This is a genomic window from Hymenobacter mellowenesis (genome assembly GCF_030581005.1).
GTDB classification, from domain to species: Bacteria; Bacteroidota; Bacteroidia; order Cytophagales; family Hymenobacteraceae; genus Hymenobacter; species Hymenobacter mellowenesis.
In genome coordinates, this window is sequence record NZ_JAUQSX010000010.1 from 39,865 (window position 1) to 60,501 (window position 20,637).

12 protein-coding genes are annotated in these 20,637 nt (G+C 62.5%); 1 reads left to right on the plus strand and 11 read right to left on the minus strand.

From position 1 onward, the window contains the following. Positions 1-36 precede the first annotated feature (36 nt). Entirely contained in the window at positions 37-5,577 is a 5,541-nt protein-coding gene (locus Q5H92_RS18135; protein WP_305012972.1) for a hypothetical protein, read from the minus strand. A gap of 537 nt (positions 5,578-6,114) precedes the next feature. On the opposite strand from Q5H92_RS18135, the gene Q5H92_RS18140 reads away from it, so the two are divergent. Further along, positions 6,115-7,143: a Gfo/Idh/MocA family oxidoreductase gene (locus tag Q5H92_RS18140; RefSeq protein WP_305012973.1), complete on the plus strand. Its 1,029-nt coding sequence runs from the start codon at positions 6,115-6,117 to the stop codon at positions 7,141-7,143. Here Q5H92_RS18140 and Q5H92_RS18145 read toward each other — a convergent pair whose 3' ends face one another. From Q5H92_RS18145 to pelA, 10 genes are all read right to left on the minus strand, one after another. Next, the gene (locus tag Q5H92_RS18145; RefSeq protein WP_305012974.1) at positions 7,144-9,192 is read right to left on the minus strand and encodes an alpha/beta hydrolase family protein; all 2,049 of its coding nucleotides are present in this window, start codon (positions 9,190-9,192) and stop codon (positions 7,144-7,146) included. Positions 9,193-9,196: 4 nt separating this feature from the next. Then, positions 9,197-10,210, minus strand: coding sequence for a class 1 fructose-bisphosphatase (gene fbp, locus Q5H92_RS18150; RefSeq protein WP_305012975.1), 1,014 nt, complete (start codon positions 10,208-10,210; stop codon positions 9,197-9,199). 98 nt (positions 10,211-10,308) lie between these two features. Then, positions 10,309-10,770, minus strand: coding sequence for a nuclear transport factor 2 family protein (locus Q5H92_RS18155; protein WP_305012976.1), 462 nt, complete (start codon positions 10,768-10,770; stop codon positions 10,309-10,311). 77 nt (positions 10,771-10,847) lie between these two features. Further along, positions 10,848-12,209 (minus strand): MFS transporter, encoded by a 1,362-nt coding sequence (locus Q5H92_RS18160; protein ID WP_305012977.1) that lies wholly within the window; start codon positions 12,207-12,209, stop codon positions 10,848-10,850. Positions 12,210-12,377: 168 nt separating this feature from the next. Beyond that, positions 12,378-13,037, minus strand: coding sequence for a beta/alpha barrel domain-containing protein (locus Q5H92_RS18165; protein ID WP_305012978.1), 660 nt, complete (start codon positions 13,035-13,037; stop codon positions 12,378-12,380). Between the two features lie 120 nt (positions 13,038-13,157). Then, entirely contained in the window at positions 13,158-14,168 is a 1,011-nt protein-coding gene (locus tag Q5H92_RS18170; RefSeq protein ID WP_305012979.1) for a sugar kinase, read from the minus strand. Between the two features lie 150 nt (positions 14,169-14,318). Beyond that, positions 14,319-15,752: a glucuronate isomerase gene (gene uxaC / locus Q5H92_RS18175; protein ID WP_305012980.1), complete on the minus strand. Its 1,434-nt coding sequence runs from the start codon at positions 15,750-15,752 to the stop codon at positions 14,319-14,321. Positions 15,753-16,047: 295 nt separating this feature from the next. After that, entirely contained in the window at positions 16,048-17,703 is a 1,656-nt protein-coding gene (locus Q5H92_RS18180; protein WP_305012981.1) for a UxaA family hydrolase, read from the minus strand. A gap of 134 nt (positions 17,704-17,837) precedes the next feature. After that, positions 17,838-19,370 carry a tagaturonate reductase gene (locus Q5H92_RS18185; protein ID WP_305012982.1) on the minus strand — a complete coding sequence of 511 codons (1,533 nt, stop codon included), beginning with the start codon at positions 19,368-19,370 and terminating at the stop codon, positions 17,838-17,840. A gap of 44 nt (positions 19,371-19,414) precedes the next feature. Next, complete coding sequence (gene pelA, locus Q5H92_RS18190) at positions 19,415-20,527, minus strand: pectate lyase (RefSeq protein WP_305012983.1); 1,113 nt, start codon at positions 20,525-20,527, stop codon at positions 19,415-19,417. Between the last annotated feature and the right edge of the window lie 110 nt (positions 20,528-20,637).

Consider the following 20,637-nt stretch of genomic DNA (forward strand, 5'->3'; position numbering starts at 1 on the left):
GACGGGCGGGTTTCGTTCAGGTCCGATCAGTTTGGCCTAACTATCTCCGAACGGGTCGTCGGCTTTTTTCTTCTTCTGCTTCTCTTCTTCCTTCTTCTTTTTCTCCTCCTCCTTTTTCAGCTTTTCGGCTTCCTTGGCCTGGCGCTCGGCTTCTTTTTTGGCCTGGGCGGGGTCGGGCTCGGCGGCGGGGGCATCGGCGGCGGGCGTGACATCAGCCGCTTTGTCCTTGGCCTTTTCCTTTTTGGGCTCGGCGGCCGGAGCATCGGCAGCAGCGGGCGCGGCGGCTTTGTCCTTTTCCTTGGTTTTGGCCGGGGCCGGGGCGGGCTCGTCGGCGGCGCTGTCGCCGAAGGGGTCGTTGTCCTTCTTCTTCTTTTTTTTGGTCGTGGCCGGGGCCTCCTCAGCGGGCACGCTGCCGGGGTTGGCGTTGGCGTCGTCGCTGCCGAAGGCGTCGTCGTTTTTGCCCTTCTTCTTTTTCTTCTTATCCTCGAAGTTGTCGAAGTTGCCGGTGGGCGCGGCGGCGGCGGGGCGGGCGGCCAGCTTGCCGGTTTTGCCCAGGTAGTCCTTCTGGAAGTGCGAACGGAAGTTGTCGACGTCGGAGAACTCGCCCAGGAACACGCCGTAGGTGGTGGCCGTCTGGTAGTCACCCTTCTGCTTGCCGCCGATTTCGCCGTCGAAGGCTTCGCTGGAGGCCTTGGCCAGCAGCAGGTTGTTGGCGTATTTCAGGTAGAACCAGGTCTGGGGCTCGGGCTCCAGGTACACCTCCACCACGTCGGTCGAGTTGTCGCGGCGGATTTCCACGTGGCCTTCCACCATGGCGTTAAGGGCCGTTTTGCCCACGCCCGACAGGCCGATGGGGCCCACCGAATACCAGGCGCGCTTCTTCTCGCTCCAGCGCAGGTTCACCTTGCTCAGCACCAGAGTGTGGGCCAGCTTGGGCGAGAGGCGAATGAGCGGGTCGGCGGCGCCGCGGTGGCTGGCGTAACCTTCCGTGCCCTTGTCGCCGATGAACTGGGCCAGCTTGTAGAGCTCGTTGGTGGAGCCGTCCTGCGCTTCCATCGAGCCCTTGGTGACGCGGGCCAGTTCGGCGCCCATGGCCTCGATGGCCTTGGGCGGCATGTTGATGTCGAGGCCCAGCAGGGCATCCACCGAGTAGCGGGCGCTGTCGGGGTTGGCGGTGCCCACGCCGCTGGCCACCATCTTGTAGTCCTTGCTGGTGCCGATAAACGACATCGGCCCGCGGAAGCTGAGCGAGTTGGTTTCGTCGGTGTAGGTCATGGCGGCGCCTTCGTAGGCGTTCACGTCGTCCATGTCGCGCCGCGAGATGCTGTAGATGCCCTTTTTGTCGTCGTAGCGCAGCTTGCCATCCACCTTGAAAATCGGAATATCGGTGGGGTTGGGCACCGTGGCGGCATAGAGCGGGTACACCTTGTTGCTCTGGTCCGACATGAACAGGCCCGTCACAAGCGGTGTCCCGTCCTCGGCCTTGATGTCCTGCAAGCCCAGGCTAAAGTTCTTCGGGTCAATAGAGTCCTTCACCGCAATCCACTCGGCCGACGCGCGGTTTTTGCCGAACTGCAGCTGCACCTGGCCATCGAAGGCGAAGCCGCGTCGCTGTGAGTTCAGCTGCACGTTGCCCCGGTAGCCGATGCGCGGCGTAAGCTGGAACTTGCTGTTGGAGTTTACCACGGCCGTGGCCACGGTGGGCGGCCCCACGGTGGTTTCGCCGTCTTCGGTGGGCTTGGGTTTGCGGCTCAGCAGGCCTTTGCCGCCCTTGCGGGTGCCGGCCACCGCGCCGGAATCGGCCTGGAAGTTGGAGAAGCGCAAAGCCACCGAGTCGCGCGCGGTTTTGAAGGTGTACTCGGCCGTGCCGGTGAAGGAGGCTTTCGACAACACCTCGATGCTGCCCTTGCTCAGGCGGTGGAACTTAGCCAGGGAGTCGAGCACCACGCCGGCGTTTTTGAAGCGCTGCAGCTTGCCATTGGCCCCGATGCTCACCTTGCCCGAATCGGGGTACACCCAAGCGTCGGCCGAGGCGATGTAGGGCACGCCGCCCACCTGCATGCGGTACTTGGCCAGGTCGTAGGTGGCCGTGGCGGCTTTAAATTTCAGGCCCAGCTGGTCGGGGTTGGTGGAGTAGAAGTACGACTTGGTGGAGTCGGAATTGGCCGCCACGCGCAGCTTCACCTGCTTTTTCTTGAAGTCCCAGTGCCCATCGCTCAGCGTGGTTTTGAACTTCGAGTACGGCAAATCGATGCTGGCCTTGCTGCCTTCTTCACGTTTGAAATCAGCGTAGCCCTTCTGCATGTTATACTCAAACGCCACGTCGTTGGCCGTGAGGGCCGGCTTGTTGGTTTCGGCCGATTTCACGCTGAGCGCGGCATTGCGCCCGGAGTAGCTGTCGGTTTTGAAGGTAAATGCCGGCGACTTGATGAATGACTGCGGCCCGTCGAGGCGGCCGCTGCCGCCCGCGTTGTGGGGTGTCAGCAGGGCTGTGCCCTTGAAGTTGTAGCCCGATGCCAGCTTGGTTTTGGGGTCCACGGGGCCCGAATAGAGCTTGATGGCCTCGCCGCTGCGCGGGGTGGTGAGGTACATGGAGTCCTGGCGCACGTTCCAGTTCATGAGGTAGCCGGTGGGCAGGGTCATCTTCGGAATGTCGGCCGTGGCCGTTTTCTTGGCCGCGATGGCGCCGGTTTTGCCCACGGTCACCACCGAGTCGCGGTAGAACACGAAGCTGTTCGACGTGAACGTGCCCGACTGGTAGGTAATGGTGCCGTCGGCCTGCAGGCCTTTGCCGTCCATCTTTACCTTGTTGTACACCCGGCCCCGGCCCTTATAGAGCGGGAAGCCGTCCTTCGGCACGTCGTAGGTGAAGCCCAGCGAGCCGTCTTCCTGCACCGTGAGCTTGGTTTTGAGGTCGGGCAGAATGCCGCCACTTCGGAAGGTACCATCGAAGCCCGACGCCGATTTGCTGATGCCGTTGAGCGAGTCGAGCTTGAAGGGCGGAATGTCGAACACCATCGTCGAGTCGTAGGCGCCGCCCAGCACGTCCTGCTTGCCGAAGAAGACGTTGGAGCCAGTTTTGGAATCGAACGACGGGTACTGTGGCTTCTTCTTGCGGCCCGACTTATTCTTGGGGTCATTCAGAAACAGGCGGCCGCTGGAGGTTTTGCCTTTGTTGGTGAGGGCAAAATCGGCTTTTTTGCCGTTGGGCTTGCCCTTGGCGTCCTTGGCTTCGCTGCGAATGACGATGGAGTCAATCTTGGCCATGTCGACGTAAAAACCGTCGTAGTCGAACTTGAACTCGCGGCCCTTGAAGCGCATGGCCGACGCCACCACCGTGCCGCTGAAATCAATGTTCCGGTTCTTGCCGATGCGGATGATGGAGCTGTCCGGCTTCACGAATACCGTGGCCGAATCGTCGGAAAAGTTGAAGCGCTCCACGCCGCGCACCAGCAGCTCGTTGGTGTTCAGGTTGAGCGTGGCGTTGCGACCCGAACCCGATAACGACTTGATGGCCAAGTGGTCGTAGTCCTTCTTATCGCGGGCCGAAGCCACGTAGTGGAAGCCCTTGGGCAGAATGGTGACCTCGCCGGTTTGCGGGTTCCAACTCACGTAGCCGTCGCGCGTCAGGCCCGAGGCGGCGCTGCGCATGTTGTCTTCCGAGGTTTGCAGGTCGCGGGCCAGGTCGCTCACGCTGATGACTTTTATGTCGCCGTGCGTCTGGCTGTAGCCCACCAACATCTGCAGCGGGTGCAGGCGGTTGATGCTTTTGAGCTGCTGGTAGCGGTTGTTGGTGAAGAATTCCTTGCTCTCAAAATCGGCCGACTGCTGGTTTTTCGACGACAGCACCTCGAAGTTCACCGTGGGCTGGCGCAGGTTCCAGGTCAGGGCCTGCGTCCGGATTTCCATCTGGTGGTAGGAGTCGCTGTAGGGCGTGTTTTTGTAGATACCCTCCTCGCGCGAAAGCTTGAGCTGTTGCTTGGCTTTGGAGTATTTGAGCTGCGCGCCGGGGTGCGTCACGGAGTCCTTGGTGCCTTCGTAGATGGTGACGGCGGCACGGGTGGCCGTAATCAGGGAGTCGCCGAGCACGTACGCCCGTGAGGCGGCCTTGAACTTGGGCTTGCCGTCGAGGCTCACCGTGAGGTTGGAGAGCGAGCCGTCGAGGGCCGCGCTCAGCACCCGGCCGCCGGCCATCGACAGACCGCCGCGGTACTGAATGTTGTCGCCCAGGCTCTTGATGCGGGCGTCGTTGGTGAGCGAGATGAAGCGCGGGTAGCCGTTGTCGGGGGCGCCGGGCTTGCGGCGCACGGCCTTGTAGCTGAGGGCGCCTTTCACGGGCGCTTCCAGCACGGCCGGATAAGTCAGCGTCACGGGCTGGGCCGTGAACTCGGGCTTGCTCATGTCGAAGTCGAAGCCTGCCAAATCGGCCGTCACCAGATTGCTCTTGATGGACCACACAAACTGCCCGCCGCTGCCAATGAAGCGGTTGGAATTGGGCACGGCCGTACCGCTCACCTTCTTGATAAACACCGAGTCGCCGGCCGAAGCCATGAACAAATCGGCGTCTTTAATGACCAGCACGGCGCCACGGGCGGGCGGCGCCTGGTATTCCTCATAAGGCGCGGCCGAGGGCGTGAAGCTGGCCGTGGGCGTCTCGAACTCGGCCGCTTTAGCCGCTATTTCCGCTGCGGAAGGCGTTTTCGTGGCGGCCGGGCTGGCTTTGGCGGGGGCGGCTTTAGCCACCGGTTTTTTGGCCGGAGCTTTTTTCTTCACGGGGGCACCCCAGCCGTCGTCGGCATCGCCCCAGCCGCCGCCCGAGGGCGACGACCAGATGTCGGCCGTGTCCCAGCCGCTGCTGCTGGCCTTCTTCTTGGGCGCGGGCTTGGCTGCGGGTTTGGGAGCGGCCTTGGCTACCGGCTTCTTGGCCACGGGCTTGGGCGCGGCGGGCAGGGGCTCCTCCTTGGGCGCAGGCGCGGCGTTGAAATCGAGGTTGGAAACCGGCGCGGCAATGGGCGAATACGCAAACGACACGGTGCCGCCCACAGCCCGCAGCGAGTTGAAGCCGGTGCGGTAGAGGTAGCCACCGTTCAGGAAGCGGTTGGTGGTCACCATGAACTTCTCGGTTTCCTGCGGCGCCTCCTTTTGCAGGGTCTGGCCCAGCACATCGAGGTACTGGTCCATCTGGGCGTCGCTGAGCTTGGCCTTGGTGGCCCCGCCGATGATGGCACCAAACAAGGTTTCGAAGTGCGGACGCGGCCGGAAATGCTGGGCCAGCATCACCTGCGACAGGGCCACGATGCGCGCCTGCTGCGAGGAGGTGAGGCGGTTCGAGCCCCACAGCTCTTTCAGGCGGGCGGCGGTGGCCATGGCGGCGGCGTTGCGGGTGCTGGCCATCATGCTTTGCACGTCGGCAATGTACTGGGCCGGGTCGGTGGCCAGAGTGCCCACTTTGTAGCGCGGCGCCGCGGCGGCAGGCGCGGTGCCGGGCGGCGCCGCTTTCGTCTGGGCTTGGGCCGCCGAATAGCTGCCCAGCAGCAAGCCCAACCAAGCCGTCGTAATAATGAGGTATCGATTCATAAAGTCAGTTTTCAGTAGTAGTGCGGCTTGCTAACCAAGCCCAGCGCAACCCCGGATTTTCAATGTAGCAGCCCGCACAGCCCCGCGCCGCCCAACGACGCGGCCCCCAACCGGGGGGCTGCTTTTTCAAACGCAAACGCCTGGCCCGAAGGATAGTGCCCGACATTGCGCTAAAAACCCGGTACAAGTTAGGCACAATCAAAAAAGCAATCCAGCCACTCTGCGCATTTGCGGCGCATACCTATTGATTATCAATAATTTTCTAAACAGCATCCAGTTCAGGATTCCTGCGAATATTCATTTTTTGAAAGTTCGCCCGATGCTTCGCTTCAACGAGGACATTTAAATCGGAGCTGTCATTCCAACATTCCACGCATGAAGTCGAGAGAGGGATTTGAAGAATGCGCCTTATCGGTTTTACCCAGATTCCCTCTCCACTTAATGCGTGGAGTGTCGGATTGACGGAACACTCGCCTACTGCAATAGCCACTACCCGGCGCCGCCCGGGTTGCCCGGCTCCTGCGTTACTTTTGAGGCATGACCACCGCACCCATTCGCACCGCTCTGCTCGCCTACGGCATGTCGGGCAAGCTTTTTCAGGCGCCCTTTCTGGCCGCGCATCCCGGCTTCGAGCTCTATGCCGTGGCCGAACGCACCGAACAGCGCATGCACCACGACTACCCCGGCATCATCAGCTTCCAGAGCGTGGCCGAGCTGCTGGCCGACCCCAGCATCGAGCTGGTGGTGGTGAACACGCCCAGCGGCACTCACTTCGAGCTGGCCAGCCAGGCCCTGCGCGCCGGCAAGCACGTGCTGCTCGAGAAGCCCGTCGCCACCTCCGTAGCCCAGCTACAGGAGCTGCTGGCCCTGGCCGCCAAGATGGACCGCCACGTGCTGGCCTACCACAACCGCCGCTGGGACACCGATTTCGGCGCCGTGCGCCGCGTGGTGGAAAGCGGCCAGTTGGGCCAGCTCATCGAAGCCCATTTCCGCTTCGACCGCTACAAGCCCACCCTCAATCCCAAGAAATTCAAGGAAGAAGCCCTGCCCGGCAGCGGCCTGCTCTACGACCTCGGCCCGCACCTCGTGGACCAGGCCATCAGCCTGTTTGGCCGCCCACTGAGCGTCCATAAAACCGTGGGCCACTACCGCGCCAATACGCTGGTCGACGACTACTTTTCGCTCCAGCTGCGCTACCCGCAGGGCCTGAATGTGTGGCTCACCGCCGGCCTGCTCATTGCCGCCCCCGGCCCGGCCTACGTGTTGCACGGCACCCAGGGCAGCTACCAAAAAGGCCGCACCGACCCGCAGGAACCTCAGCTACTGAGCGGCATGTCGCCCGAGGCGCCCGAATACGGCCGCGAAAAGCCCGGCGAAGAAGGCCGCCTCACCCTGGCCGGCCCCGACGGCACCCTCGCCACCACCTCCGACCCGGCCGCGCCCGGCAACTACCTGGGCTTGTTCGAGGCCGTGTTCCAGGCTATCCGGCAGGGGGTCCCCTACCCTATCCAGGCCGAGCAGTTGCTGTGGCAGAACGAGCTGCTGGAGGCTCCGGCCGCGCAGTAGCTAGGGCCGGGCCAGCACCAACCGCTGGCCCAGGGCCCGCACCAGGTCGGGCACGTCGTAGTAGCGCAACACCCCGGGCAGCGCGTCGGAGTAAGTGTCGCGGGCTGTGGGCGTGGCCAGCTGGCTTTGGTACGACGCCGGCAGGGCCCGCAGTTTCACCTGCTGAATGCCCGGTCCCGGCCCCGGCGCCAGCACGGCCGCGTGCAGCGCCACCAGCGCCGAGGTGCGGCCGTCGGCGTACAAATCAACAGGGCCGCTGGCCCGCCGGGTGACGGTGCAGTATTGCAGGAGCATGTATACATCCTCCACGCGCTGGGCGAGCAGCGACTGGCCCAAGTGCAGGCCGATGAGGGCCGGCCGGTACTCGCGGTTGTAGTATTTGGGGTCGAGGGCGGCGGCAGGGTCGGCGGTTTCGCCGTGGCCGCGCAGGTCCACCAGCAGCACGGTGGTGTACTGGCTTTGCAAGGAGCGCAGCCAGGCGGTGCTGTCGGCCAGCGCGGCTTTGCCTCGGTCCGAGAAGCAGATAAGGGTGCGGCGCTCTGCATCGGGCAGCTGGTCAGAGGTGAGCAGCAGGGCGGGCAGCGGCAGGTGCGTGTCGCCTCGCAGAATGAGTTTTTGAAGCGCCAGGCCGGTGCGGCGCAGCGTGTCGCGGGCCTCAGCCCGCACAAACGTGCTCGGGCGCTTGGGGTAAATCAAGGGATGGTACCGCGTCACCACATCCCAGCCCAGCGGCCAGGTCAGCGCAGAATGGGTTTCCGTGGACTCGAAAGCGGGCCGGGACTTCGCCAGCCGTTTGGCTTCGGCCTGGTAAAAGGCCGACAGGTTTTCCTCCTTGGCGAAGCTGGTGTTCACCTGTCCGGTGGCCGTGCACTGCAACTCCTTCGCGGTGGAAACAGGCAGGTTGCCCTCCACCACCGGCTCTCCCGCCGCTTCGCCCAGCCACCGCCGAAACCACACCACGGCATCTGCCCGCTTCGGCTTGGAGATGCCGTGGCCGTCGTCGTACGTGAACATGCTGATTCGCTCAAACTTACCCAGGGCCATGTACACCCGCAAGGCTTCGGCTTGTACCGCTTGAATCTGCGTGTAGTCCACAAAATCATAGCGGCCGGCTAGAATGCGCAGCGGTTTGGGCGCAAACATGATGGGCCAGTCGGCCAGGTCGAGCCGGGCGCGGCCGGCGCCGGGCAGCATCACGCAGCCATCGGCCGGCCCGGTCAGCTCCAGGTTGCGCTCGCCGGCGGCCACGTAGCTGCACAAGGCGGCGGCTTTCAGGCGCGGGTCGAAGGCCATCAAGTAAGCCGTTTGGGTGGCGCCGCCCGAGTTGCCCAGGCAGCCCAGGCGCGCCGTGTCCACTTCGGGCCGGCTGGCCAGGTAGTCGAGGCTGCGCACGTTGTCCCAAAGCTCGGCGGCGGGCAGCGTGCGGCCCACCAGGGCGGCCTGGGCATTCAGCAGGGTGTGCTCGGTGGTGCCACCGCGCGTGAGGGGTTTGCCCGCAGCATCGGTCAGCTGCATGCGCTCGCCCTGCGAAACGGGGTCGGGCACGAGCACGGCAAAACCGTTCAGGGCAAACAGCATAGCCGTTTGCTGGTAGCTCACTGTGGCTTTGCCCTCCGCTTCGTGGCCGCACGGAAACAGCACCGCCGGCCATCTGCCCGCCCCAGCCGGCACGTACAGATTGGCCGTGACGTGGTGGTTGGGCGTGCTTTCGTAGATGACTTTCTCGATGCGGAAGCCCGCGCGGGCCAGCTGGCCCGTCACCTGCGCCCGCAGCGGCGTGCGCGTCGTCGGCAGCGGCCCAAGCACCCGCCGGAAACGGGCCCGCACGCTGTCGCGGTAGGCCATAGCGTTAGCGGCCGACTGCGCGGCGTAATCCAGTTGGGCCGCGCGGGGCGCGTACTGTTCGTGCAGTCGTTGAAGCAAGTAGGTGCTGAGGGTGGTCGGGGCTTTCCAGTCCAGCACGTTGGTGGTGGGCTGTTGGGCGCGGGCGCTGAGCATTGCACCCAGCACCATCAACATGCCCAGCAGTACTTTACCACGCCCCATCATGCGCTTACTGGGCCGCGACGGCCTGCAATTCCTCCACCAAATCGGCCGAGCCTACGAACAGAGGGGCGCGCTGATGCAGGTCGGCGGTGGGATGCACGTCGAGCACCACGTCGGCGCCGGTCACGGCCATGCCGCCAGCCTGCTCGATGAGGAAAGCCAGCGGGTAGCCCTCGTAGAGCAGGCGCAGCTTGCCCTCGGGCTTCTGCACGGTAGGCGGGTAGAGGTAGATGCCGCCCGTAAAGAGGTTGCGGTGGTAGTCGGCCACCAGCGAGCCCACGTAGCGCGCCGTGAGGCGGCGCTCCTTGCAAGTCATCAGGAAGGTGCGGACGAATTCCGGGTAATCGAACCAGTTGCCCTCGTTGCAGCTGAACACCGGCCCCTGGCGCGGAATCTTGATGTCGGGGTGCGAGAGGAAGAATTCACCCAGCGAATTCTCGTACGTGAAGCCCGCCACGCCGTGCCCGGTGGTGTACACCAGCATGGTGCTGGAGCCATACAGAATGTAGCCCGCCGCTACCTGCGACCGGCCGCCCTGCAAAAAGTCTTCCTTGCGGGCCGGCCCGCCAATGCGCGACACCCGCCGGTAGATGCTGAAAATGGTGCCAATGCTGATGTTCACATCAATGTTCGACGAGCCGTCGAGCGGGTCGATGGCCACCACGTACTTGCCGTTGGTGTTGCCGGTTTCGATGATGTGCTCGTCTTCCTCGGAGAGAATGGCGCAGGCCTCGCCCCCGTTCGTGAGGGCCCGGATGAAACGGATGTTGGCTTCCACGTCGAGCTTCTGCTGGTTTTCGCCCTGCACGTTTTTCTCGCCCATGGCCCCGGTGATGCGCGACAGGCCTGCCCGGTTCACCTCGCGGTTCACGATTTTGCCGGCTAGCGCAATGTCGCGCAGCAGCTGGCTCAGCTCGCCGGTGGCATAGGCAAATTCGGCTTCCTTGCGCTTGATGTAGCGTTCCAGCGTGGTGCCAACGGGGGTGGCCAGGGAATTTTCGGTGGTCTGGGCTTGGGACATGGGTGGGACTTGTAGCGTGGACTCTGCGAGTCCGCGCATGGGCAATTTTAGATAGTTCGTTCGGGCAGGCGCGGACTTGCAGAGTCCACGCTACATTTTTAGCTGGCTTGTTTCTGGGCCTGCCACAGCACTACCTGCCAGCCCTTTTTCTTGTCTTTGATTTGGACAACCACGTACTTGATGTGGGCCACGCTGGTGCTGCCATCGGCCTGGGGCGGCGAGGTAATGCGGATGGTGCCGTTCACCACGGCCGTTTTATCCTCGTTATACACGCGCACATTCATCGCTTCAACTTCGATTTTGCCATACTGGCTTTTGCCGTCTTTGATGCTTTGGATGTATTCGACCTTGCTGTTCTGCACGCCGCTGCCGTGGGTGTACACCAGGTCATCGCCAAAAGCTTTTTCGAGAAAGGCGTAATCCTTTTTCACCTGCGCCTCGAAGCGCTGACGCTCCAACGCTTCTATTTCCTTGACAACTGCCATGTTTTTGGGGTTGGGTGCCTGAGCAAAGGCAAAAAGAGGCAAGGCCAGCAACAAAGCCAGCAGCAGTGGCCGCATTTTCATATTCAAGTATTCGTTTTGAAGAGAACAAAACGGCGCGGCTCCCGTGAGGCGCCGCGCCGTTTCAACATTCATTATTCGTCGTCGAGCTTGATGGGCTCCATGCGGGGTACCAGCGTGAACATCAGCACCCAGGCCAGCAAATAGGCCGCGCCGCAGATGAAGAACATGATGTAGTACGCCTTGTCAATCTGGCCAATGCTTTCGAAGTGCACGAACATGCGCTTCTGCACCAGCGCCGTGAGGGCGATGCCGCCCAGGCCGCCCGCCATGCCGCCAATGCCCGTGACGGAGCCCACCGCGCGCTTCGGGAACATGTCCGACACGGTGGTGAAGATGTTGGCGCTCCAGGCTTGGTGGGCCGCCGCCGCGATGCCAATCACCAGCACCGCCAGCCACATATTCATGCCGCCCAGCCACTGCGCAAACACGATGGGGAACACGCAGAAAGCAATAACCAGCATGGCAGTCTTACGGGCCTGGAACGCGGGCATGCCGCGCTTGATGAAGCCCAGCGGCAGGTAGCCGCCGCCCACGCTGCCTATGCTCGACAGCACGTATACCGCCGCTACCGGCAGGGCAATGTCCGTCCCTTTCAGGCCGTATTGCTTGCCCAGGAAATCGGGCAACCAGAACAGGTAGAACCACCAGATGGGGTCCGTCAGGAACTTGCCAATGACGAAGGCCCAGGTTTGCTTGAAGCCCAGCAGCGTGGCCCACGAGGCCTTGGGCTTCTCTTCGGTCACACCTTCCGAGGGCAGGCCCACTGGAATATCGGCATTGATGTAGTCAAACTCAGCCTTCGACAAGCGGGCGTGCTTGGCGGGGGTTTCGTAAAACATCATCCAGAGCACCAGCCAGATAAAGCCCAGCGCGCCCGTAATCAGGAAAGCCCATTTCCAGCCGTAGTGCTCCGCGATGAACGGCACCGACAGCGGCGCCACGATGGCGCCCACGTTCGAGCCCGAGTTGAAGATGCCCGTGGCCAGCGCCCGCTCCCGCTGCGGAAACCACTCGGCCGTGGTTTTGATGGCGGCCGGAAAGTTGCCGGCCTCCGTGATGCCCAGGAAGGCCCGCGCAATGCCAAAGCCAAACGTACTGGCTACCAGCGCGTGCCCCATAGCCGCCACGCTCCACAGTGCGGTTGAAAGCGCGTAGCCCAGCTTCGTACCCAGCTTGTCGATGATGCGGCCGGCACCCACCATGCCCACGGCGTAGGCCAGCTTGAAGGCAATTTCGATGTTGGCGTAGTCGCCTGAGTTCCAGTGAAACTCCGTTTCCAGGTAGGGCTTCAGCAGCGAGATAACCGCCCGGTCGAGGTAGTTGATGGTGGTGGCAAAAAACACCAAGGCGCAGATGGTCCAGCGGAATTTGCCGATGGTGGCATTGGCGGTGGCCAGCGGGGAAGCCGGCGGCGCCGGAGCGGAATAAGCCATATATCGAGTTCGGGAATTTGAAACGGGTTACTCGGGCAGCACAGATTCAGGGAGAACGTCATGCTGAGCGCAGTCGAAGCATCTCTACCGCTTCGTTGCAGTCGTCATTGATTACTTGCTCGGTAGAGATGCTTCGACTGCGCTCAGCATGACGTTCCTTATTACTTACTAATTCTTTTTTAGCGTCGCCACCGTTTGCATCAGTTCGGTGATGCTGGCGCTGAGGGCGGCGGTATCGTCGGCATTCTTGAACAGCTGCGAGCCCATGCCCACCGCATTCACGCCGGCGCCAAACCAGGCGCTGAGGCTTTCGCGGGTGGGCTCCACGCCGCCCGTCACCATGAGCTTGATGTGAGGCATGGGGCCGCGCAGGGCTTTCACATAATCGGGACCGACCAGATTACCAGGGAAAATCTTCACCACGGCGGCGCCTAGCTCGCTGGCGCTGTAAATCTCGGTGGGGGTCATGGCGCCGGGAAGCCACGGAATGTTGCGGCTACGGCACACGTCGGCTACCTCGGCGGTGGCGCAGGGCTGCACCACAAACTCGGCACCGGCCGCAATGAACCGCTCGGCGTCGTCGGCCTTGTAAATGGTGCCGATGCCCAGAATCATATCCGGGCACTGCTCGGCCACGAACGACTGTAGCTGCGTGAACACCTCCAGCGCCTTCTCGCCCCGGTTCACAAACTCAAACACGCGAATGCCGCCGGTGTAACAGGCTTGCAGGATGCGCTGAGTGTAAGCTAAATCGGCATGATAGAACACGGGCACCACGGGGTATCGGAGCAGCGTAGCAAGGGTTTCTTCGGCGGAATGTCGGGGCATAGGGAATATTTTAGAACGTCATGCAGAGCGCAGCGAAGCATCTCGCTCGGGGTAACTAATTACTTGCTGCGGGCGAGATGCTTCGCTACGCTCTGCATGACGTTCATTTAAAGCTGATTACTAACGTAGCAGGCGGCCACTGGTGTTGCCTTTCATAATTTCTTCCACTTCGGCCACCGTCACGAGGTTGATGTCACCGTGCACGGTATGCTTAAGGGCCGAGGCGGCCACACCGAAGGTGAGCGCCTGCTGGGGGTTGTCGTATTTCAGCGAGCCGTAGATGAAGCCGGCCATGAAGGCGTCGCCGCCGCCAATGCGGTCCACAATGGGGTTGATATCGTAGGTGACGGTTTCAAGAAACTGTTTACCGTCGTAATAAATGCCTTTCAGGCCGTTGTGCGAGGCGCTGTGCGTCTTGCGGCGCGTGGTAACAACCTGCTTGATTTGCGGAAACCGCGCCATCACCTGCCGGGCCACCGACACGAACTTATTGTCGGTCCCGGGCTCGGGCACGATGCCGAATAGGTCCTCCGCATCGTTCTCGGAGCACACCACCACGTCGCAGCCCTCCACCAGTTCGCTCATCACCGATTGGGCCGTCTGCCCGTACTGCCACAGGTTGCGGCGGTAGTTTACGTCGGCCGACACGGTGATGCCCAGGCGGCGCGCGGCGGCAATGGCCTGGCGCGTGGCCTCGGCCGTGCTGGCCGAGATGGCGGGCGTGATGCCCGTCCAGTGCAGCCAGCCGGCATCTTTTAGGATTTCATCCCAGTTGAAGGCGGCCGGGTCAAGGTTCGCAAAGGCGGAGTTGGCGCGGTCGTATACCACTTTGCTGGGGCGCATCCCCGCCCCCACTTCCAGGAAATACAGCCCGAGGCGGTCGCCCTGGTACACAGTGGCGTCCATGTTCACGCCCAGGGCGCGGAAGCTTTGGGCGGCGGCGCGGCCCAGGTCGTTGTTGGGGAAGCAGGTGACGTGCGCGGCGGGCACGCCCAAACCGGCCAGCGAGGCGCCCACGTTGGCGTCGCCGCCGCCGTACACGATTTCGAGGTGCTGGGTTTGCGCGAACCGGTAGTTCAGCGGCGGCGACAGCCGCATCATGATTTCGCCGAACGTGACAACTTGCTTCATTCTTAATTGGGGACTTGGGGACTTGGGGACTTAGAAGAACGTCATGCTGAGCGCAGCCGAAGCATCTCGCTCGCATCGTTCAACGATTGATTTACTACCACACGCGAGATGCTTCGACTGCGCTCAGCATGACGTGCTTTTATCGTTCAGTTACGCCGTGACAGCCGCCGTTTCGACCACTTTGCCGAAACCGAAATACTGCTTGGCATTACCGTAGCAGATGTTCTGCACCATGCCACCCAGCAGGTCCATGTCGGCCGGTAACTCGCCGTTTTCCACGTCGTTGCCGAGCAGGTTGCAAAGCACGCGGCGGAAATACTCGTGGCGCGGGTACGACAGGAAGCTGCGCGAATCGGTGAGCATGCCCACGAAGCGCGAGAGCAAACCCATGTTGCTCAGGGCGTTGATTTGCTTTTCCATGCCGTCCTTTTGGTCGAGGAACCACCAGCCGGAGCCAAACTGAATCTTGCCGGCCACCGACCCGTCGTTGAAGTTGCCAATCATCGTGGCAATTAGCTCGTTGTCGGCTGGGTTCAGGTTGTAGATGATGGTTTTCGCCAGCTTGTCCTGCCCGTCGAGGCGGTCGAGGAAGGTGCTCAGGGCGCGGCCCTGCGAGAAGTCGCCAATGCTGTCCCAGCCCGTGTCGGGGCCCAGCTCACGCAGCATGCGCGAGTTGTTGTTGCGCAGCGCGCCGATGTGGTACTGCTGCGTCCAGCCCTTTTCCCAGTCCATCACGGCCAGCAGCACCAGCATGGCCGATTTGAATTTCAGCACTTCATCGGCCGCCAGCTCAGCGCCGCCGCGCACCTTCGAAAAGATGGCGGCGATTTCCGCTTCCGTGTAGTCAGCAGCGTAAATCTGCTCCAAGCCGTGGTCAGACAGGCGGCAGCCCAGGCTGGCGAAGAAATCGTGGCGCCGACGCAGGGCCTTTTCGAGGTCGGCGAAGGTGCGGATTTCCACTTCAGCCGCCGCGCCCAGTTTGTCGAGGTACTGATTGTAGGCCGCGGCCGATTCCGGCGCCATCGCCTTATCGGCGCGGAAGGTGGGCAGCACGTTCACGGCGAAGCCGGAGGCGGCCAGCGCCTGGTGGTGCTCCAGCGAGTCGGCGGGGTCATCGGTGGTGCAGAGGGTTTCTACCTGCATCATTTTCAGCAGGTTTTGCACCGAATATTCGGCGGTTTGCAGCTTGGCGCTGCACTCGTCGTAGATGCGGCGGGCGCTGTCCTTGTTCAGCAGCTCGGTGATGCCGAAGTAGCGGCGCAGCTCTAGGTGCGTCCAGTGGTAGAGCGGGTTGCGCAGGGTATAGGGCACGGTTTCGGCCCATTTCTCAAACTTTTCCCAGTCCGACGCATCGCCGGTAATGTAGCGCTCGGGCACGCCGTTGGCCCGCATGGCGCGCCACTTGTAATGGTCGCCGTAGAGCCAGATTTGGGTGATGTTTTCAAACTGCTTGTCCTCGGCAATCTGGTCGGGCAGCAGGTGGTTATGATAGTCGATGATGGGCATCTGCTTGGCATACTCGTGGTAGAGCGTGCTGGCCGTAGCCGTCTGCAGCAGAAAATCGTCGTTGAGAAAGGGCTTCATAAGCAACTAAGATTGGGAGGGTAATGCGGCTGCTTCGGGAACCGAAGGTAGGCCGCCGCCGGAGCCGTTTCCTTCACCCAGCGGTATTTATTAGCGAAAACGGTTGCGTAACTTTTGGAAAAGCGCGAACCGGAGAACGTCATGCAGAGCGCAGCGAAGCATCTTTACTGCTTCGTTGCAATGTCATTATTTACTATCGAGGTAAAGATGCTTCGCTGCAATGTCATTATTTACTATCGAGGTAAAGATGCTTCGCTGCGCTCTGCATGACCGTTCTTTTTTGTTCTGATTTACCCTACAAGCTCACCCCGCGTTTCCACGGAATGAAATCGGTCTGGTCGTGGCGGACGGCGGCAATTTCCTCCTCGCCGCTGGCTACCTTGATGACGTAGTCGAGAATGCGCTCGGCAGCCTGCTCGATGGTTTCTTCGCCGTCAATCACCGTTCCGGTGTTCACGTCGATGATGTCGGGCATGCGGTTGGCAAGGGCCGTGTTGCTGGCCACTTTGATAACCGGGGCGATGGGGTTGCCGGTGGGCGTGCCCAGGCCGGTGGTGAAGAGCACAATATTGGCCCCCGACCCTACCTCGGCCGTCGTGGATTCCACGTCGTTGCCGGGCGTGCAGAGCAGGTTCAGGCCGGGCTTGGTCACCAGCTCCGGGTAGTCCAGCACGGCCACTACCGGCGAGGAACCGCCCTTGCGGGCCGCGCCAGCCGATTTCATGGCGTCCGTAATCAAGCCGTCGCGGATGTTGCCGGGCGAAGGGTTCATGTCAAAGCCCGAGCCGACGGCCACGGCGCTGTCGCCGTAAGCCTTCATGAGGCTGCTGAAACGTTCGGCGGTGGGTTGGTCTACGCTACGGTCCACCAGTTCCTGCTCCACGCCGCACAGCTCCGGGAATTCGGCCAGGATGACCGAGCCGCCGAGGGCTACCAGCATGTCGGAAACGTGGCCCAGGGCCGGGTTGGCCGAGATGCCGGAGAAGCCGTCGGAGCCGCCGCACTCCAAGCCGATGTTCAATGCTTTCAGGGGAGCCGGCTCGCGGCGGGCGCGGTTGGCCAGCATCAGGCCGGCGAAGGTCTGGCGCAGGGCATCGCTGATGAGGGCCTCCTCGGTGCCCAGCTTTTGCTGGTCGAGGATGAAGAGGGGCTTGCTGAAGTGGGGGTCGCGCTTAGCTATTTCGTCCTGCAGCATGCTGGCCTGTGCATTCTGGCAGCCGAGGCTGAGCACGGTGGCGCCGGCCACGTTGGGGTGCGTGATGTAGCCGGCCAGCAGGCCGCACAGCGTCTGGGCATCCTGGCGGATGCCGCCGCAGCCGCCTTCGTGGCTGAGGAAGCGGATGCCGTCCACGTTCGGGAAGGGACGCGAGCTGCGAGCGGTGTCTTCGCCGGCTTCGAGGTCGGCGCTCAGGATTTCCTCCACTGAGCGGCCGGCTTGCATCAATTCCACCAGCTTGCGGGTTTCCGGCTGGTAGTTTTTGCGGCGGGCGTAGCCAAGGTCGGTGATGAGGGCATCCTGCAGCACCTGGATGTTACGGTTTTCGCAGAACACCAGCGGAATCACCAGCCAGTAGTTGGCGGTGCCCACGCGACCATCGGCGCGGTGGTAGCCCTGGAAGGTGCGGTCTTGCCAGGCGGTCACATCGGGGGCCTGCCAGGCGGCGCGCTGGTGGCCGTGCTCATCGTAGCTGTTGGTGGCGTGCTGCATGTTGGCCGTGGTGAGGCGGCCGCCGGGACGGATGTCGGCCTTGGCCTTGCCCACCAGCACGCCGTACATCGTCACGGGCTGGCCCACGCTCAAGCCCAGGGGCGAGAGCTTGTGCTTGGCCGGAATGGCCTCGGTGGTGGTGACGTAGCCGTTTTCCCAGGGCACTTCGGTGCCAATGGGCAGGTCGACGAGGGCGACCAGCACGTTATCGGCGGGGTGAATGCGGGCAACTTGGTGTTTCACAGGGTCGGTATTGAAAAGGATGAACGTCATGCAGAGCGCAGCGAAGCATCTTTACCGCTTCGTTGCAATGGCATTAATTACTGCTGAGGTAAAGATGCTTCGCTGCGCTCTGCATGACGTTCGAATTGGTCTAGTTAACCAGCCAATGCTGTTTTTTTGGTGAAAAAAGCAGCCAGCGTGGCCGAAGCACCTTCTTCCAGCAGTTGGTTGAGGTAGTGCGTCACCTTGTCGGCAAAGCCGGGCAGGCGGGTGAGGTCATGGCCCCAGAGGGCGGTGTTGCGCAGGGCGGCGCTGGCCAGTTCCTCGGGCGAAAACTTGGCCCAGAGGTCGGCGAAGTAGCCGGCGCGGTCGTCCTGAATGGTGTAGGGTTCGCCGTTGACTTCACCCTGGCCGGTGCTGGCGCCGGTGGCGGTGTTGCGCATGAAGAGCAGGTAAGCCGCAAAGCCCAGGGCCATGTAGTGCGGCACGGCGTTGTGCGTCTGGTAGTAGTGCAGCAGCGTGGGCACGTTGCGCATCTGCATCTTAGCAGTGCCCTGCATGGCAATGGCCAGCCAGCGGTGCTCCAGATACGGGTTGCGGAAACGGTCGAGCACCTGCATGCCGAAGCGCTGACCCACTTTCTCGTCCACCTGGTAGGGGATGCCGGGCAGCAAATCGGCCAGCATCAGGTTGTGGATGAAGCGGGCCAGGTTTTCGTTTTCGAGCGACTCGCGCACCGTGGTGCAGCCCGAGAGGTGGGCCAGGGCGTAGCTCAGCGTGTGCGTGCCGTTCAGCAAGCGCAGCTTCAGCTCGCGGAAGAGCGTGATGTCGGGGCGGATAACCACGCCCTTGGCCACGGAGTGGAACGAGAGCACCTCGCGCACCTTTTCATCGCCTTCGATGGCCCACAGGGCATAGGCCTCGCTCATGGTCAACAGTTCGTCCTGGTAGCCGAGCTCTTCCTGCAGCTGCGCGTAGAGCGCGGGCTCGGGGCGGCCGGGCACGATGCGGTCGACCAGCGTATTGCAGAAGTGGTTGGCCGCTTCGAGCCAGTCGATAAAAGCGCTGCCGAGGTCGTTGCGGTGGGCCAGCTCCAGCACGATGGCTTCGAGCTTGCGGCCGTTGTCGGGAATCAGCTCGGTGGGCACGATTACCAGCCCGCGGCTGGCGTCGCCTCTAAAGGCTTCGAAACGCGCGTGGAGCACGGCCAGCAGCTTGCCTGGAAACGACGAAGGCGGCGTGAGGTGAATGTCCTCGTTCACCAGCTGAATACCCACTTCGGTGGTATTCGAAATCACCACCTGCAGGTCGGGGCTGGCAGCGAATTTCAGCACCTCGGCCCACTGGCTTTTGGCCGAGAGCACGCGGCTGATGCTGCTGCACACCACGTTTTCCTCTACCGGCTGGCCGTCGTCGACGCCGCGCACGCACACCGTGTAGAGGCCGTTCTGGCGCTCGAAGGCGGTGGCGTCGCCGCCGTCGGTGCTTTTCACCACCACCACGCGGCCGTTGAACACGCCTTGGCGGTTAGCCTCGTCAATCATGAAATCGGGCAGGCCGCGCAGCAGCACGCCGGTACCGAATTGCAGCACTTTCTCGGGCAGGGCAAACAGCGCCGGGGTGGGCCACGCCACCGCGGCGGTGCTGCGGGGGGCGGACAAAGCCAATTCTTGATTCAAAGTGTCCATTACGACGAAATAGTAGGATTGCTGAACGAAGCTATAATGGGGCCTTAGCCCTTCCCTCCCGTACTCACCCGCTTTTGCCAGGCCGGGTATTCTTTGTTGATAAGTTTTTCGGGCCAGGTGCCCAGGTACAGGTAGCCGGCGCGGCGCTCGTTCTCGATTTCGCTGAGCTGGTAGTGCACCTGGCTGTCGCGGCCCACGTAAATCGGCCGGTCGGTATCCAGCTCGTAGAAACGGGCCCAGATGGTGGCACCGGCTTCGGGCATCATCACCCGGTCGCGGCCCGACTTCTCCTGCGGCGCGGCAATTTCCTTCACCGTGAAGCCATTGATTTTCACCTTCTCAAACCACGCCACGGCGCTGTCAATCGACTTCTTCACGGCCGGCGACGGATTGTCAATTCCCATCAGAAACCGCACGATTTCCACCGACTCATCCCCGCTCAGCGAGGCCAGCTCGAAGGCGCGGGCCTTGGCCGGCTGCAGGGTTTTTTCATCGTACTGCGCGCACCAGGCGGTGGGCACGCCCTTGCGCACATACTGCGTTTTGAGAATGCAGTCGGCGCCTTTGTCCACGGCCGTTTGGGCCTGGGCGGGCAGCGCGGCATCGAGGCCCACAAAGGGGGCCTTTTGCCGGGCCACGTTGCGCAGCAGTTCCAGCACGCGCACCATGGCGTTGTCGTTGTAGGTAATCTGGTGGCGATAGTTGCTGAAATCGGGGTAATACTGCGGGAAGCCGCCGTTGGCGTACTGCATTTTTAGCAGGAAGCGGATGCCGTTTTCGGCGCCTTCGCGGTAGGCGACGTTGTTGGTTTTCTGGTAGGCTTGGGCCAGGTAGATGATTTCGCGCGACGTCGCGTTGTTGTCGATGGTGGCGTCGTTGCGGCCCTTGTCGGCCAGCGTGCGAGTGCGGTCGGCGGCGCTCAGGCGGTGCTTGTAGTCCACCTTCTCGTTGCCCACGGCCTTGGGCCAGCCGCCAATAGCGCGCTGAAACACCAGCATCTTATCCGCGGTGCTGTCCTGCAGCGGCACCTGGGCAGCGGTCGGGCTGGCCGTGGCGGCGCTGGCGGGCGCCTTGCCCACGGTTTCAGTGGCCAACTCTTTCTGGGCACAGGCCGTGCTGAGCGCCAATCCTCCCATCAGGCAGAGTAAATGCAGCATCGTCATGGGGCAGGGTGTGGAGAGGACGAAACCTCTGTCAACGTCTTTTGCGAAAAAGATGAGGGGTGCCAGGCTGCCCGGAAAATGACGGCCGCGAGGCGCGCCATTTC